Origin of the sequence: Candidatus Thioglobus sp., assembly GCA_028228555.1 — a bacterium.
Classification (GTDB): Bacteria; Pseudomonadota; Gammaproteobacteria; order PS1; family Pseudothioglobaceae; genus Thioglobus_A.
This window is the reverse complement of the sequence record JAOJBP010000014.1, coordinates 1-15,935: the sequence shown is the minus strand read 5'-3', so window position 1 is coordinate 15,935 and position 15,935 is coordinate 1. Positions and strand designations below refer to the sequence as shown.

17 protein-coding genes and 1 other RNA gene are annotated in these 15,935 nt (G+C 37.5%); 9 read left to right on the top strand and 9 right to left on the bottom strand.

The annotated features are described in order from the left end of the window. The first annotated feature begins 68 nt into the window (after positions 1 to 68). From N9Y32_06350 to prmC, 3 genes are read left to right on the top strand one after another with little or no spacing between them, the layout of a single operon-like run. Positions 69 to 704 carry an electron transport complex subunit E gene (locus tag N9Y32_06350; GenBank protein ID MDB2590629.1) on the top strand — a complete coding sequence of 212 codons (636 nt, stop codon included), beginning with the start codon at positions 69 to 71 and terminating at the stop codon, positions 702 to 704. A gap of 13 nt (positions 705 to 717) precedes the next feature. Next, the gene (locus N9Y32_06345) at positions 718 to 1,344 is read left to right on the top strand and encodes a rhodanese-like domain-containing protein (GenBank protein MDB2590628.1); all 627 of its coding nucleotides are present in this window, start codon (positions 718 to 720) and stop codon (positions 1,342 to 1,344) included. Positions 1,345 to 1,353: 9 nt separating this feature from the next. Next, a complete protein-coding gene (gene prmC, locus N9Y32_06340) occupies positions 1,354 to 2,142 on the top strand; it encodes a peptide chain release factor N(5)-glutamine methyltransferase (GenBank protein MDB2590627.1) in 789 nt (262 codons plus the stop codon). 6 nt (positions 2,143 to 2,148) lie between these two features. Here prmC and N9Y32_06335 read toward each other — a convergent pair whose 3' ends face one another. The 3 genes from N9Y32_06335 to N9Y32_06325 all read right to left on the bottom strand — a co-directional run bounded on the left by N9Y32_06335 (position 2,149) and on the right by N9Y32_06325 (position 4,466). Then, positions 2,149 to 2,388 carry a hypothetical protein gene (locus N9Y32_06335; GenBank protein MDB2590626.1) on the bottom strand — a complete coding sequence of 80 codons (240 nt, stop codon included), beginning with the start codon at positions 2,386 to 2,388 and terminating at the stop codon, positions 2,149 to 2,151. Between the two features lie 152 nt (positions 2,389 to 2,540). Continuing rightward, positions 2,541 to 2,882: RNase P RNA component class A (gene rnpB, locus N9Y32_06330), an RNA gene on the bottom strand. Positions 2,883 to 2,975: 93 nt separating this feature from the next. After that, entirely contained in the window at positions 2,976 to 4,466 is a 1,491-nt protein-coding gene (locus N9Y32_06325; protein MDB2590625.1) for a fumarate hydratase, read from the bottom strand. 90 nt (positions 4,467 to 4,556) lie between these two features. Here N9Y32_06325 and N9Y32_06320 point away from each other — a divergent pair, with 90 nt between their 5' ends. From N9Y32_06320 to mrdA, 4 genes are read left to right on the top strand one after another with little or no spacing between them, the layout of a single operon-like run. After that, a complete protein-coding gene (locus N9Y32_06320; protein MDB2590624.1) occupies positions 4,557 to 5,588 on the top strand; it encodes a rod shape-determining protein in 1,032 nt (343 codons plus the stop codon). 31 nt (positions 5,589 to 5,619) lie between these two features. Next, complete coding sequence (gene mreC, locus N9Y32_06315) at positions 5,620 to 6,417, top strand: rod shape-determining protein MreC (GenBank protein ID MDB2590623.1); 798 nt, start codon at positions 5,620 to 5,622, stop codon at positions 6,415 to 6,417. Further along, on the top strand, positions 6,414 to 6,881 hold the full coding sequence (mreD, locus tag N9Y32_06310; GenBank protein ID MDB2590622.1) for a rod shape-determining protein MreD: 468 nt from the start codon (positions 6,414 to 6,416) through the stop codon (positions 6,879 to 6,881). The genes mreC and mreD overlap by 4 nt, the downstream gene beginning before the upstream one ends. Before the next feature lie 5 nt (positions 6,882 to 6,886). Beyond that, the gene (gene mrdA, locus N9Y32_06305) at positions 6,887 to 8,737 is read left to right on the top strand and encodes a penicillin-binding protein 2 (protein ID MDB2590621.1); all 1,851 of its coding nucleotides are present in this window, start codon (positions 6,887 to 6,889) and stop codon (positions 8,735 to 8,737) included. On the opposite strand, the gene N9Y32_06300 is transcribed toward mrdA, so the two are convergent. From N9Y32_06300 to recA, 6 genes are read right to left on the bottom strand one after another with little or no spacing between them, the layout of a single operon-like run. Continuing rightward, positions 8,714 to 9,079 carry a hypothetical protein gene (locus N9Y32_06300; GenBank protein ID MDB2590620.1) on the bottom strand — a complete coding sequence of 122 codons (366 nt, stop codon included), beginning with the start codon at positions 9,077 to 9,079 and terminating at the stop codon, positions 8,714 to 8,716. The two genes, mrdA and N9Y32_06300, sit on opposite strands and share 24 nt — an antisense overlap. After that, positions 9,079 to 10,185, bottom strand: coding sequence for a tRNA guanosine(34) transglycosylase Tgt (gene tgt / locus N9Y32_06295; protein ID MDB2590619.1), 1,107 nt, complete (start codon positions 10,183 to 10,185; stop codon positions 9,079 to 9,081). Before tgt ends, N9Y32_06300 begins: the two co-directional genes overlap by 1 nt. A gap of 20 nt (positions 10,186 to 10,205) precedes the next feature. Beyond that, entirely contained in the window at positions 10,206 to 12,008 is a 1,803-nt protein-coding gene (locus N9Y32_06290; protein ID MDB2590618.1) for an ABC transporter ATP-binding protein/permease, read from the bottom strand. Beyond that, entirely contained in the window at positions 11,995 to 12,399 is a 405-nt protein-coding gene (locus N9Y32_06285; protein MDB2590617.1) for a hypothetical protein, read from the bottom strand. The genes N9Y32_06290 and N9Y32_06285 overlap by 14 nt, the downstream gene beginning before the upstream one ends. After that, complete coding sequence (locus N9Y32_06280; GenBank protein ID MDB2590616.1) at positions 12,365 to 12,757, bottom strand: recombination regulator RecX; 393 nt, start codon at positions 12,755 to 12,757, stop codon at positions 12,365 to 12,367. The genes N9Y32_06285 and N9Y32_06280 overlap by 35 nt, the downstream gene beginning before the upstream one ends. Before the next feature lie 22 nt (positions 12,758 to 12,779). Further along, entirely contained in the window at positions 12,780 to 13,787 is a 1,008-nt protein-coding gene (gene recA, locus N9Y32_06275; protein MDB2590615.1) for a recombinase RecA, read from the bottom strand. Between the two features lie 54 nt (positions 13,788 to 13,841). On the opposite strand from recA, the gene ribD reads away from it, so the two are divergent. After that, positions 13,842 to 14,891, top strand: a complete 1,050-nt coding sequence (gene ribD, locus N9Y32_06270) for a bifunctional diaminohydroxyphosphoribosylaminopyrimidine deaminase/5-amino-6-(5-phosphoribosylamino)uracil reductase RibD (GenBank protein MDB2590614.1) — start codon at positions 13,842 to 13,844, stop codon at positions 14,889 to 14,891. Beyond that, positions 14,888 to 15,935: bifunctional phosphopantothenoylcysteine decarboxylase/phosphopantothenate--cysteine ligase CoaBC (coaBC, locus tag N9Y32_06265; protein ID MDB2590613.1), on the top strand; the 1,048-nt coding region annotated here is incomplete at its 3' end. The genes ribD and coaBC, both read left to right, overlap by 4 nt.

Here is a 15,935-nt window from a genome sequence, read left to right as displayed (position 1 = left end):
TTGACAAATTTCAATAATCAAAGACTTTTAGAGTGTTTGCCGCCCTGTTGTTGATATAATCAAGACTTATGAACGATTATATTAAAATTGCCAAAAATGGACTATGGACCAACAACCAAGCATTGGTTGCATTGCTTGGTTTGTGTCCGCTTTTGGCCGTCACCAATAATATTGTTAACGCTATTGGTTTGGGATTAGCTACAACCTTTGTATTGGTTGCCTCTAACGTGACCGTGTCTATTTTTCGCAATCAAATTTCAAAAGAAGTTCGTATTCCTATCTTTGTACTATTAATTGCATCATTCGTCACCATTGTAGAACTTCTGATGCAGTCATATTTTTATGACTTATATTTAATTTTAGGTATTTTCGTGCCTCTGATTGTAACAAATTGTGCAATTCTGGCCAGAGCTGAAGCTTACGCGAGCAAAAATAGCTGGGATAAATCAGCCCTTGATGGGCTGATGATGGGTGTGGGCTTTTCTATTATTTTGGTTATTTTGGGCGCTATGCGCGAGCTAATTGGCTCAGGCACTTTATTTGACCAATCTAGCCTTATATTAGGCAGTTTGGGTGATACGTTGAGTGTTACTGTATTTGATGATTATCAAGGTACCTTGTTGGCTATTTTGCCACCTGGTGCCTTTATCGGTTTAGGGCTAATTGTAGCTGTTAAGAATTATTTTGATTTAAAAAAAGTATAGCAACAGGAGAAAAATGAAAAAAATAGCGATTTTATTAATAAGTTTACTGCCACTAATGGTCAGCGCTGAAGGCGAAAAAACCAAGCAAGTATTTATATCACCAGGATTTTTTTCACTTAATGTTATTCATAATGAAAAAACCATTAAATTACTCCGAGTTCAGGATCAAGATAATGAGCTTTCTGATTTTTATTTAAAAACAGCTCGTGGCAAAATCCAGCCGATGCATCCATTTGCACCACACTTGGTCGAGACAATTGGTGAGCTTGAAATGATTAATTATGTCAGACTAAAATCAGAAGGTGATGATTCAATCGTTGTAATCGACACACGCACCCCTAACTGGGTAACTATTACTGGCGGAATACCGAGTGCTGTTAATATTCCTTATACTTTGTTTACGAAAAAAGACAAAGCCTTAGAAATTATGGAAGATCAGCTTGGTGTTCAAGTGGACGACGTATTTGACTTTACCTATGCTAAAACTTTAGTGATGTATTGTAATGGCATCTGGTGTGGACAAACCCCAACGGCTGTTAAAGCTTTATTAAGATATGGCTATCCAGCTGCGAAAATTAAATATTTCCGTGGTGGTATGCAAAACTGGAAATCTTTAGGATTGACAACTGTCAAGCTATAAATATAAGCTTTGAAAACTGTCCAAGATTACCTTAAAAGTGGTGCGATTGATGTCGCGCCACTTTTATCTTTGGTGCTTGAAAAAAGTGGTGCCGAGATTATTTTAAACCATGATTATGCACTCAGTTTTAATGAAAGATCTCGCTTAGAAAGTCTTCTCTTAAAAAGACAGCAAGGTATGCCTTTTGCGTATTTAAGTGGATGTCGAGGCTTTTATCATTTGGATTTTAAAGTGACGCCTGACACACTCATTCCGCGTCCAGAAACTGAGCTACTTATTGATATTGCACTCGAAACATTCCCTGACAAGACCAAACCTTGTCATTTACTAGATTTGGGCACAGGTAGTGGCATTATTGCCATTACTTTAAAGGATAAAAATCCTCATTGGCAAGTCAGTGCAACTGACTTTTCTAATAAAGCACTCGAAGTAGCCAGATCTAATGCAACTAGTCAGATTGAATTTTTACAGGGTAGTTGGTTTGAGCCAGTTATTAATCAGTCTTTTGATTTAATTATATCTAATCCACCTTATATCGAAGAAAACGACGCCTATCTTGATGATTTAAGCTTTGAGCCGATTTGTGCACTTACGGCAGGAAAAGATGGACTAGATGATATTAGAATTATTATTGATCAAGCACCTGATCATCTTGGGGAAAATGGCTTTTTATTATTAGAGCATGGGCATGACCAGCAAGACAGAATTGTTAAATTACTAAAAAGAAAGTTTAATAATATACAAACTTTTAAAGATTACAATCATAAAGACCGCGCTATTTTGGCGCAATGTAAATAACCCTATTTAACGGTTTTCAACAAGGCTTTGTTTCAGTTTACTGCTATATATCGAGTCCACTTCGCAATATTTTTCTTGTTGAGTAAAGTAGTCCTCCTCTACCCAAGAGTTTGAAGGTTTAAATACTGGTACTGTTTTTTTTCCAGTATAAGTCATTGTATTATCAGTATAAATAGTGATATTTTTATCAGAATACAATATCTCTTTATCGGCAAAAACATTTGATGATGCGGCCAAAAACATCATTAATATTATCTTAATTTTTCTCATAGAGTTATTCTACAACAAAAATACATTAAGTAAAACATACTATTTTTATGAAAAATTTTAAAAAATCAATTGCCATTCTATTAGCACAACTCCGTTAAAGGATGAAGAGGCAAAAGATAATATGAAAGAAGTGAAGTTAGTCTATAAGCCGGGTTCTGTAATAGATGGTCATTCATCTACGTATATCGTCACCAATATACTTTAGCACTCTACCCGCTACCTTATGCGAGCCGCATCAATGGTAGCCTATTTGAGCTTGCTCCAAGTGGGGTTTACCTTGCCACGGTTGTTGCCTCCCGCGCGGTGCGCTCTTACCGCACCTTCTCACCCTTACCTATAAATAGGCGGTTTAAATCTCTGCAGCACTTTCCATTAGGTCACCCTACCTAGCTGTTAGCTAGCACTTTGCTCTATGGAGCCCGGACTTTCCTCTGATAAGTAAACCTACCAGCGACCATCCGACCAACTTCGAGAGTTATTATACTAGCTAAGTATTATTATGGTTGTATTCGCGCAATATATCAATCGTCTAACTACTAGCTAATAAAGCCTGAAATTTTTTGCTATTTAAACGTTTGGAGATTTTTAAAAACATCATGAATATTTTCACCTTGACTGTCTACCGCAACAGTAACCGGCATATTGCTCACTTCAAATTCATATATTGCCTCCATACCCATTTCTTCAAATGCAATTTTTTTCGCTTTTTTAATTGATTTAGAAATTAAATATGCCGCACCACCGACAGCGATCAAATAGCTGGCCTTATGCTCTTTAATGCTTTGAACGGTCTTATCGCCACGTTCAGCTTTACCAATCATGCCTAAAATATTAGTATTTTCAAGCATCATATCGGTATATTTATCCATTCTTGTTGCTGTCGTTGGGCCTGCAGGACCAATAACTTCATCGCCGACTGCATCAACTGGACCCACATAATAAATAAATTTATTATCAAAATCAACCCCTTTTGGAAGACCTTCACCATTATCCAGCATCTTTTTAAGGCGTGCATGCGCTGCATCACGACCGGTGATAATCGTGCCTGTTAATAACAAAGTGTCACCAATTTTCCAGTCATTCATTTGCTCGCGTGTTAGTGAATTTAAGTCAACATGCTTATACTTAGAATAATCCATTTCTAAATCTGGATAAATGCTCATATCAACTTCTGGCAGTTTGGCCACACCTGAACCATCCATAGAAAAGTGCAAATGACGTGTAGCGGCACAATTAGGAATCATAGCGACCGCCTGTGAGGCGGCATGCGTTGGATAATCTTTAATCTTAACATCTAGCACAGTGGTTAATCCACCTAAACCTTGCGCACCAATACCAAGATTATTAATACTTTCTAGTAATTCCAGGCGAAGTTTTTCAATGTTTGTTGGGTTAGTTTTTTGTGCAATATCAGTAATATCAATAGGCTCCATAAGGCATTCCTTCGCCATTAACATAGCTTTTTCTGCCGTACCACCAACACCAATACCAATAATTCCAGGTGGACACCAACCTGCTCCCATTGTTGGAATCATACTTAGCACCCAATCAGCAATATTATCAGAGGGATTAAGCACTGTAAATTTGGCTTTATTCTCAGAGCCACAACCTTTGGCGGCAACTGTAAAGCTTAATTTACTCCCCTTAACCATTTTTGAATGAATAACAGCAGGCGTATTATCTTTAGTATTTTCTCTTGAAAACAAAGGATCTTTAACAATAGAAGCGCGCAATGGATTTTTCTCAAAAGTAAAGGCACGTCTCACGCCCTCATTAATCATGTCATCTAATGAAAGCTCTGCATCCCAAGTCACATCCATTCCCACTTCAACAAAAACATTCACAATACCGGTATCTTGGCATAAAGGTCTTTGGCCAAGTGCAGCCATTTTTGAGTTAATTAGTATTTGAGCAATAGCATTTTTAGAGGAGTCATGTGTTTCTTTTTCATAGGCTTTTACCAAAGCTTGAATAAAATCAGGCGAATGATAATAAGAAATATATTGCAACGCATTAAAGACGCTTTCGATGACATGTTTTTGCTGAATTTTCATATTTACTCTACCTTTAGGATTGTTGTATTTATACTAATAATTTATAGTATTATATCTCCTTATTTTACTAATAATTAATCAGGAATATTTATGTTTAATTTTCTCAAAGCTCACAGTCTTTCAATTGATTTGGGTACCGCCAACACACTTATTTATATGGATGGTCAGATCGTTTTAAACGAGCCTTCTGTAGTGGCAATTCGTCAAGATAGAGGATCAATGGAAGCGACTGTTATTGCTGTGGGTCAAGATGCTAAAAATATGTTGGGTAGAACACCTGGTTCAATTGAAGCAATTCGACCAATGAAAGATGGTGTTATTGCTGACTTTAAAGTCACTGAAAAAATGCTACAGCACTTCATTCGCAAGGTTTTGCATTCTGGATTTTTCTCACCAAGCCCTAAAGTGCTTATTTGTGTTCCTTGTGGCGCTACTCAAGTTGAGCGTCGCGCTATTAAAGAAAGTGCTGTTGGTGCTGGTGCACGAGATGTGTATCTTATTGAAGAGCCAATGGCAGCAGCTTTAGGTGCTGGTATGGCTATTGAAGAAGCATCAGGTGCTATGGTTATTGATATTGGTGGTGGTACAACTGAGATTGCTATCATGTCACTTAACGGCATTGTGTATTCTGATTCTTTACGAGTTGGTGGTGATGTATTTGATGATACGATCGTAAAATTTGTACGTAGAGATCACGGTATTATTATTGGCCCTGCGACCGCTGAAAGAATTAAAGAAGATGTTGGATCTGCATTCAAAACTAACGTCGTTAAAAAGATGGAATACAGAGGTAGAGATGTTGCTAAAGGCATCCCAGTGAGCTTTGAGATTACCAATACTGAAATCCTTGAAGCGCTTCAAGAGCCACTTAAAACAATTGTAAGCTCTGTTAGAACGGCGCTAGAAAAAACGCCGCCAGAGCTAAGTTCGGACATTGCTGAAAATGGTTTAGTACTTACTGGTGGTGGTGCATTACTTGATGGACTTGATAAACTCATTAATCAAGAAACCAACTTACCTGTTCGTATCGCTGATGATCCTTTAACTTGTGTTGCTCGTGGTGGTGGTGTTGCACTTGATATGATCAGCAAGCACAACATGGGGTTTTTGGCTGCTGAGTAAGCAAACCAATGTTCAATTGGGATAGGGAAAAATGTACTTTCTTAAAATTTTTACCCCAATTGCTATTGCTATTCTTTTGATTATTTTTGATTATAAGTTTTCTTATCTCAATAATCTAAGACAAAGTGTTGCCACCCTAATCTCTCCTATTTATTTAGTTGTTAGCCTGCCTAGCAAGGTTTATACATGGATTAACGAACAGGGTACTTCTAAAGATCAACTTCTTAATGATAATCGAAGCCTTAATAGCGAACTACTAAAGTTGAAGGTTAGGCTTCAGCAAGTAGATGCGCTAGCACTGGAAAACAAAAAACTCAACTCTTTACTAAAATCTAGTTATGCCTTGCAACAAAATAGCTTCACTATTGCTCGCATTGAAAGTGTCACTCGATCTCGATTAAAAAAACAAATTATCATTAACAAAGGTGGCAATGATAATCTGAAAGTTGGACAAGTAGCACTTGGCGCTAATGGTGTGCTAGGGCAAATTACACAAATCACACCAACCAATGCCAGCATCTTAATCGCAAGTGATCCAACACAGTTTGTACCTATTAAAAGTGTTCGTAATGGCATTCAAGGTATGAGCCAAGGTGTGGCTGAAAATAAACACCAGCTATTGGTTAAATTCATTGAACCTGAATCAGATATTCAAATAAATGATATTTTTGTCAGTAGCGCTCTTGGCTCTAAATTTCCAAATGGCTATCCAGTAGGTCGAGTGACTCACGTAGAGCAACGTAAAAATGAGTCTTTTATGTATGTCACACTTGAGCCTATTCAACAAATTCATGACTTAGAGTTTGTTATTATCTTGGATGGCTTATGAATATTCAGCGCCCTTATGTCTTTTTACTTAAAATAACACTATTTGCATTCATTCTTAGCGCCCTGCCTTTGAATGATGCTATTTTGGATAGCTCTCCTTTTTGGATGTTGCTACTTTACACTTATTGGCTGATTCATTTTCCTGTTAAAGGTAGTTTATTTATTGCCCTAATATTAGGTGTGTTGCTTGATATTTTGCAAGGAGATCTTCTAGGTCAAAATGCATTAGCACTTATCGTAGCTAGTATTTTCATTAATAGCGTCAAGCAGTCTTTTTATGTATCTAATCTTAGCACTCAACAAGTCTATGTATTTCTATCTAGCTGTATTTATTTGGCATTTTTCTTTCTCTCGCACTTTTTAATTCACGGCTTTACTGATAACTATTATTTACTCTTAGCGCCACTTACTAGTGCGCTTATTTGGCCAGTTGTTCGATTCTTTCTATTAAAATCTAAACATTAGTAGCCATGGAAAGTATTGGTAATACTCAGCTGGAAAAAAAACTACTATCATCTCGATTAAAGCTAGCACTCATTTTTATCTTGCTGCTAACTCTTTTATTGTTAACTCGTATCTACAACCTCCAAGTAGTTAATTATGAGTACTATCAAGAAGAGTCCTTAGGTAATCAAATGCGAACCCTGCCAATAACCCCCAGTAGAGGTAAAATTTTTGATAGAAATGGCCAGATACTAGCATCTAATAAGCTGACATATCAGCTTGTACTCACCCCTGAAAAAGCTGGTAATATTAGCGCAACTTTATTAAGCCTTGAAAAAACTGGCCTTATAAATGAAGATGATATTAAATCATATTATAAGAATAGAAATCGTTTTCAAAAATTTCACAATATACCTATTAAGACTAATTTGAGTGGTATTCAGGTTGCAGAGTTTTTGGTCAGTAATCAATTTCCAGGTGTTGATATTGAGCCTTATTTCAATCGTATTTATCCTCATGAGGCTTCTAGTGTGCATGCAATTGGATATGTCTCGAGGATGAATAAAAAAGACAAGGCCATGTATGATAAAGATAACTATTCTGGAACTTTGTTTGTTGGTAAGGTGGGCATTGAAAAACAATATGAATCTTTACTTCATGGTCGAACAGGGTTAAAGCAAATAGAGCGAAATGTCAGTGGACGTATCGTTGACACTCAAGTTATAACACCTGCGATGCCTGGACAAGATCTATATCTTAGCTTGGATTTAGACATGCAAAAAAAGGCAGAGGAATTGCTCAAAGGAAAACGTGGCGCTATTGTTGTTGTTGATACTAGAAATGGAGAGGTGCTTACGTTGGTTAGCACCCCCATCTACAACCCTAATTGGTTTGTCAATGGTATTTCTCATGCCAACTATAACTCACTCCAGTCCTCAAAAGACATTCCCCAACTAAACCGAACCATACAAGGCTTGTACCCGCCTGCATCTACTATCAAACCCATGGTAGCTCTTGCTGGACTCGAGCAAGGTACAATTGATATCAAAACCACTGTATTTGACAAAGGCTACTTTCAGCTACCGGGAGTCAAGCGTAAGTTTCATAATTGGGATAGAAATGGCCATGGAACTGTTAATGTCAAAGATGCCATTGCACAATCAAATGATGTGTTTTTCTACAGTTTAGCCAATAAGATGGGGATTGATAATTTGCATGATGGCTTAAACCTTTTTCGCTTTGGTCAAAAAACTGGCATTGATATCCCTGGCGAGCAAGGAGGAATTCTACCTTCTAAATCTTGGAAAAAAATTAATAAAAATGAACCTTGGTACAAAGGTGAAACCCTTAATGCTGGTATTGGCCAGGGCTTTATGACAGCTAGCCCTCTTCAACTAGCCATTACAACAGCGGCGGTAGCTAATAAAGGTCAGTTATTTCAACCTACTTTATTGAAAAATACGCAACTACCCGGCCAATCCATGACTGAGTTTAAAAAATCTGACAGCAGGCAAATACCTATCAAGAATATTAAAAATTGGGAAACTGTTGTTGATGGTATGAAGCAAGTAATCTATTCGCCTAAAGGTACCGCTAGAAGATTAAACCAAAAACTTACTTACACGCTAGCAGGTAAAACAGGCACAGCTCAGGTGTTTGGCCTGGATGCTGAAGAAGTTTATATTGCAGAGAATCTTGAGGAAAAATTAAGAGATCATGCTTTGTTTACAGGCTTTGCACCAATCGAGAATCCAGAAATAGCCATTGCTGTTGTGGTTGAAAATGCAGGTAGCGGAAGCTCAAAAGCCGCACCATTAGCACGCCAAGTGTTGGACGTTTATTTTAATAAGCATCTAAACAATGAGCTGACTCAATAAATTTTTGTCTATTGGAAACTTTAAGGTTGCGTCCATGCGATAGCGCGCTTTAAGCTGGTCCAATTGCGGCTGATTAAGCTCATCATACAAAATAATAATTTTAGCTTGAGGAGAATTTCCTTCCAAAGTTGCTAGCAGTGACTCTATGTTACTTACTCTATCTCGAAACTCAGGATTGTGACTAAACTCAGCAACGAGCACTTGGTAAGTATTTTTCTTAGCAAGCTTAGTTGCTTTACGCTGAGAATCTTCAAAATCGACCATAAACCCTTGCTCATTAAATAAGGGTGTAAAGTCTTCGAAGCCACCTTCATCAACAAAAAATAAGAGGTTTTGACTCATCAAGTTTGGTTTTGTAATTGATAAAAGTTTTGCTTAAATTCTGAAAAATTTTCATCTTCGATGGCTTGACGCATTTGTGACATTAAATCTTGGTAATAATATAAATTATGAATGGTATTAAGCCTTGCACTCAAGATTTCGTTTTTTCGATGTAAATGATGTAAATATGATTTAGTGTAATTTTGACAAGTGTAGCAATTACAATTCTCATCAAGCGTGCTTGTATCAAGCCGATAGTGAGCGTTGCGAATTTTTACAATACCCATAGATGTAAACAAATAGCCATTTCTAGCATTACGAGTTGGCATAACACAGTCAAACATATCAATACCACGTTCAACTGCCTCTACCAAATCACTCGGTGTACCAACACCCATTAAATATCGAGGTTTGTTTTCAGGTAGCTCATTTGGCAAATAATCCAATACCTTTATCATTTCTTCTTTTGGTTCGCCAACACTTAAGCCGCCAATTGCATAACCATCAAACCCAATATTGACTAACTCTTTAATAGATTCACGGCGTAAGTCTTCATACATGCCACCTTGTACAATTCCAAAAAGAGCGTTCTTATTGTTGAGTTTTTCATGTTCTAATTTTGAGCGTTTAGCCCAACGCAATGATAATTGCATTGATTGATCTGCGGTTGGCTTGTCTGCAGGATAAGGCGTGCATTCGTCAAAGATCATGACGATATCTGAACCTAGTTTATTTTGTATATGAATTGACTCTTCCGGGCCCATAAAAATTTTATCACCGTTTTTTGGTGATCTAAAATCAACACCTTGTTCGCTAATCTTGCGCATCGCCCCCAAACTGAATACTTGGAAACCACCTGAATCAGTAAGAATTGGACCCTGCCAATGCATAAAATCATGCAAATCACCATGCGCCTCAATAACATCTGTTCCGGGTGTAATAGCCAAGTGAAAGGTATTGCCCAAGATAATTTGAGCACCAAGATCAATCACCTCTTCTGGTGTCATCGCTTTAACAGTGCCATAAGTTCCGACTGGCATAAATGCAGGTGTTTGCACCTTTCCACGTTTAAAGCTCATCTGACCTCGACGGGCTTTATCATGTGTTTTCTTTAGTTCAAATTTCATATTTATAAGTTATTAATATTCTAAGTATTGATATCATTCGATTGCTGGACATCACTCTGAAGCTTCCAAAGTTTGGCATACTCTCCTTGGGCGTTTAATAATTTTTGATGAGAGCCACTTTCTAAAATACTACCTTGACCCAAAACAATAATTTTGTCTGCATCGACAATAGTTGATAATCGATGTGCAATAACCAAAGTTGTATGCTGTTTACTTAAAGAGTTTAAGGCCTTTTGTACCATCTTTTCTGAATAAGAATCTAGTGCGGAAGTCGCTTCATCAAAAATTAAAATTGGAGGATTTTTTAACAAAACACGGGCAATTGCTAGACGCTGCTTTTCACCACCAGATAGTTTAAGGCCTCGCTCACCGACTAATGTATTATATTGATCGGGCAACTGATCAATAAATTTATCAATAAAGGCAAGTTTAGCCGCTGTTTTAATCTCTTCTTCACTTGCATCTTTTTTTCCGTAAGCAATATTATAGTAAATACTCTCATTAAACATAACGGTATCTTGAGGAACCACACCCATTGCAGAGTGCACAGAATGTTGGTTTAAATCTTTTATATTTTGACCATCAATCAATATCTCACCAGACGTCACATCATAAAACCTAAATAGTAACTTAGCCAGGGTTGATTTACCTGATCCTGAAGATCCTACAATGGCAACCTTTTGCCCAGGAGCAATATCAAAACTTATGTTTTTCAGCACTGGATTTTTACCTGGATAGGCAAATGAAATATCTTTAAACTCAATCTTACCTTCCTTAAATTTAAGCACTGGTGCATCCTTAGCGCTAGTAACCAAAGGTCGTTTATCTAATAGATTGAACATATTATTCATATCGATAAAATTGTGTTTAATTTGTCGATAGACAATTCCTAATGATCCTAGTGGCATAAATAGTTGCAGGAGTAAAGCCTGGATCATAATCATATCACCGAGGCTTAATGCCTGGTCTACTACGCCTTGTGCAGCCATAATAAGCACTATTGTTACGCCAACGGCAATAACTGCGCCTTGAATAAAATTAAGTGCTGTCATGGAGGTAAAACTTTTGGTGGCGACTTCCTCCCATCGACCCATGGTCTCTTGATAGCGACTCACTTCAAATTCTTCTCTATTAAAATATTTCACTGTTTCATAGTTAATTAAACTATCAACTGCATTGGTATTAGCCTCAGACTGCATGTCATTCATCTGATAGCGGTACTTCATACGCCACGTAGTAATTGCAAGCGTTAAGCCAATATAAAATGCAACAGTAGCCAAAGAGATTCCCGCAAAAAAAACATCATAATTAATCCACAATACGCCAATAACTAGACAGATTTCAAAAAAAGATGGGAGAATATTAAAAACAAAAATAGATAATAAAGTGGAGACACTTTGCGTACCTCGATCAATGTCACGAGTGATACCACCAATGCGTCGATCCAAGTGAAATGATAGGTCTAATGTATGCAGATGCTTAAAGACGCCTAATGCAATTAGATGCATGGCGTGGTAACGAACTTTAGCAAAAATTGCATCTCTAAGCTCATTAAACAATGAGCTGGCTAGTCTTAAAGATCCGTAGGCAAATAATAGGCCTAATGGCAAAATCAACAATACATTTGTTTGATCTAAAGAATCAACAATATCTTTGAGAACAATTGGAACAGCTACATTAGCTAGCTTGGCAGAGATTAAAAATAATGTCGCTAAAATCACACGAGTTCGCATCGCCAGTAAGTACGGCAACAATTTTTTTAAAACTTTAATATCTTGAGTTTTAAAATCGTAAGCTTGTGTTTGCTTTTTAGTAGCGTTCATCATTCATTGGATGATCTTCAGGCACAATAGCACCTTTTTCTAAAGCGATTTCAACTACTTCTGCAGATCGAAACTGTGCAGGATCTTGAAGTAATTGTTGCTGCCAAAAAGAATGCATTTCACACATGGTTGGGTGCGTATGGTTGCAACCCAAAATATGAAAAGAGCATTCTCCCACTCTCCACGGCCCATCGCCAGTAATACTACCTTCAATCAAATGAATGCAATATTGAGGATCCTTTTCCCAAAATAATTCAAAATAAAGCACGCCTTTTGGATGTTCAAATAAATTCTCAATGACTCGTACCTCTCCATTTGGATACTTGATATACAAAGGTGAGCGCATAGATAGTAATTTATGCGTTTTTAAATGACTGGTTGATGTGCTCAAAACTAAATCCTCTTGACTGTAAAAATCGCTGTTGCTTGGCTTTTTCTTTAAAATCACTTGGCACTGACTTACCAAATTTTCGTTCTCGAATCTTATGTGCTAACGCATAAAAATCAAACCCAGATAAATCAAACTGATCAATTCCTCGTTGCTTTAAATCAAGCTTAATTTTAATCGGGCCTTTGCCTTGATTAAAACGCATTTGAATAAATTCAGTAGTAAAGCGCTCATTACTTTGATAACCTTTTTGTATCAATGAAGCAATAACAGGATCAATATCATCTTGATCAAAATCTTTACTTTTTAGTTTATGACTTAGTTCAAGCGTTGAATGCTCGCGTCTGACAAGTATACGCATCGCAACAGAATAACATTCTTCTCTACTTTTTCTCGGCGTTGTCATTCATCAGCTTGTCGCGAATTTTAGTTTCAATACTTTTACTTAACTTTGGATGTTCTTTTAGGTAATCACGTGAGTTATCCTTACCTTGGCCAATTCTTTCACCTTCGACACTATACCAGGCACCTGCTTTTTCAACAAAGCCCAGCTTCACTCCTAAATCAATGATTTCACTTTCTAGTGAAATTCCTTCATTGTAGAGAATTTGAAACTCTGCTTGCTTGAATGGAGGTGCTACTTTGTTTTTTAATACCTTCACACGAGTTTCATTACCCAAGATTTCATCGCCTTTTTTAATAGCGCCGATACGGCGAATATCAAGACGTACTGAAGCGTAAAACTTTAAAGCATTACCGCCTGTTGTCGTTTCAGGATTGCCAAACATTACACCAATTTTCATACGTAACTGGTTAATGAAGATGACCATGGTATTTGTTTTCTTGATATTTGAGGTAAGCTTTCTTAGTGCTTGAGACATTAATCGAGCTTGCAAGCCCATGTGGGATGCACCCATCTCTCCTTCAATTTCGGCTTTAGGTGTTAATGCTGCAACTGAATCTACCACCACAATATCAACACTACCAGATCGAACTAGCATATCGGTAATTTCCAATGCCTGCTCACCCGTGTCTGGCTGAGAGATTAGTAAATCATCCGTGTTAACACCTAAACGCTTAGCATATTGCGGGTCTAGTGCATGCTCAGCATCAATAAAGGCAGCAGTACCACCTAGCTTTTGCATTTCAGCAATAACATGAAGCGTTAGTGTTGTTTTTCCAGAAGACTCTGGACCATAAATTTCAATCACTCGACCTCTTGGTAAGCCACCAATTCCAAGTGCAATATCTAAACTTAAACTACCTGTTGAAACAGCCTCAATATCTGTTTGAGCGCCTTCATCGCCCAAAAACATGACCGAACCCTTGCCAAACTGCTTATCAATTTGCGATAGAGCCACTTTGAGCGCTTGTTTTTTCTGTTCATCCATGTCACTTCTCCTAGGTAAAATATGTTTAATTAATTCAGCAATTATATCCGAAATATTGTGACAACTTTTTCATTAAATGACACTCAAAATATGGACTTGGCGCTCAAACTTGCGCACCAAGGAATGCAAGGTGTTGGTGCCAATCCTATGGTAGGTTGTGTGATTGAAAAAGAAGGTAATATTATTGCTCAGGGTTATCATCAAACCTTTGGCGAAGCTCACGGAGAAATTAATGCTCTTGAACAAATTAACCATCAGGCTAAAGATGCAACTCTTTATGTCACTTTAGAGCCTTGCTCACATCATGGGAAAACTCCACCTTGTGCGCAAGCCGTTATTAATTCTGGTGTTAGTAAAGTAATTATTGCAACACTCGACCCTAATCCACTAGTAAGTGGCAAAGGTGCAGCCATGCTTAAAAATGCAGGTGTTGAAGTTGTAGTTGGCTTACTAGAACAACAAGCGCAACAGCTTAATCGTGGCTTTATCAAGCGCATGAAAACAGGCACTCCTTTTGTCACTTGTAAAATTGCCATGAGTCTTGATGGAAAAACCTCCATGAATTCTGGTGAAAGCAAATGGATTACTGGTCCAAATGCTCGAGTTGATGTACAAAAACTTCGATCTCAAAACCGAGCGATTATGACTGGCTCTGGAACAATTCTTTCAGATAACCCTTCTATGACTGTTCGCCTAAATGGTGTAGATGCCTCCCCTATTCGCATCGTTATTGATTCACGAAATCAGATTATTGATAAAACACTTAATATTTTTTCAATAGATGCTCCGACTCAAATATTCAATACTAACAATGCTAAGCTTAACTCCGCAGGAAAAATTGACCTTAAAGATGTTTTATTACAGCTAGGTAGCCAGGGTATAAATACCGTCTTACTGGAAGCGGGTCCAGGATTAACGGGTGCAATGATTCAAGGTAATTTCGTTGACGAATTTATTATCTATACTGCGCCAGTGCTAATGGGTAGTGACGCTAATTCAATGGCGCACTTATCTATAACCAGTATGGCAGATAAAATTAACCTAGCCATTAGTGATGTGCGTATGATAGATCAAGACATACGCATAACCGCTTTGATAAAATGATTAGAAGTTTAACCAATAAACGAATTCTACTAGGCGTTAGTGGATCAATATCCGCCTATAAAGCGCCTGATATTGTTAGACGCCTTCAAGATCTTGGTGCTGATGTTAGGGTTGTTCTTACTTCTGGTGGATCAAAATTTATCACCGAACTCTCACTCCAATCTATTTCTAAAAATAAAGTTCATCATAATTTATGGGATAAAGAAGCCGAGCTGTCCATGGGACATATTGAGTTAGCAAAATGGGCTGATTGTATCCTTATCGCTCCAGCAAGTGCCAACATGATTTCCAATATGGCTTCTGGCAAAGCTTCTGATTTACTCAGTAGTATTATTTTAGCCAGTGACGCAATACTTATGATTGCACCTGCTATGAATCAACAAATGTATAAATCTGACGCCTTACAAGCGAACCTAAGTTTATTAAAGTCTCGTGGTGCTGGTTTAATAATCCCAGACTCAGGTTCTCAAGCTTGTGGCGATATAGGTCTGGGTAGATTGCCAGAATCTATCGATATTGCTAACCAAATTGCTAAGCAGTTCCAAACTACACAACTTAGTGGTAAAAAAATTATTATTACTCTTGGTGCAACGCTTGAGCCGATTGACCCTGTTCGTTTTATTTCTAATCATTCAAGTGGCAAGATGGGAATGGCTTTGGTTGATTCCTGTGTTGAAATGGGGGCACAAGTAACTTGTATTTATGGAAGCATCAACATACCACTCAATGATAAAGCAAACAACATTCAAACACTGAGCGCTCATCAAATGTATGAATGCGTCATGCAAGAAATTCACCATTGCGATATCTTTATCTCTTGTGCAGCTGTTTGCGATTATTCTGTTAAAGAGCCCTCTGATCAAAAAATCAAAAAAAATGGCGACAATCTTATTTTAGAGCTAATTCCCAATAAGGATATCCTTGCCAATGTTTGTAATCTTGAAAATAAACCTTTGTGCATTGGCTTTGCTGCTGAGACGCAAAATACTCTCAAAAATGCTCAATTAAAGCTAAAAAACAAGGGTTGCGAGGCCATTATTTTAA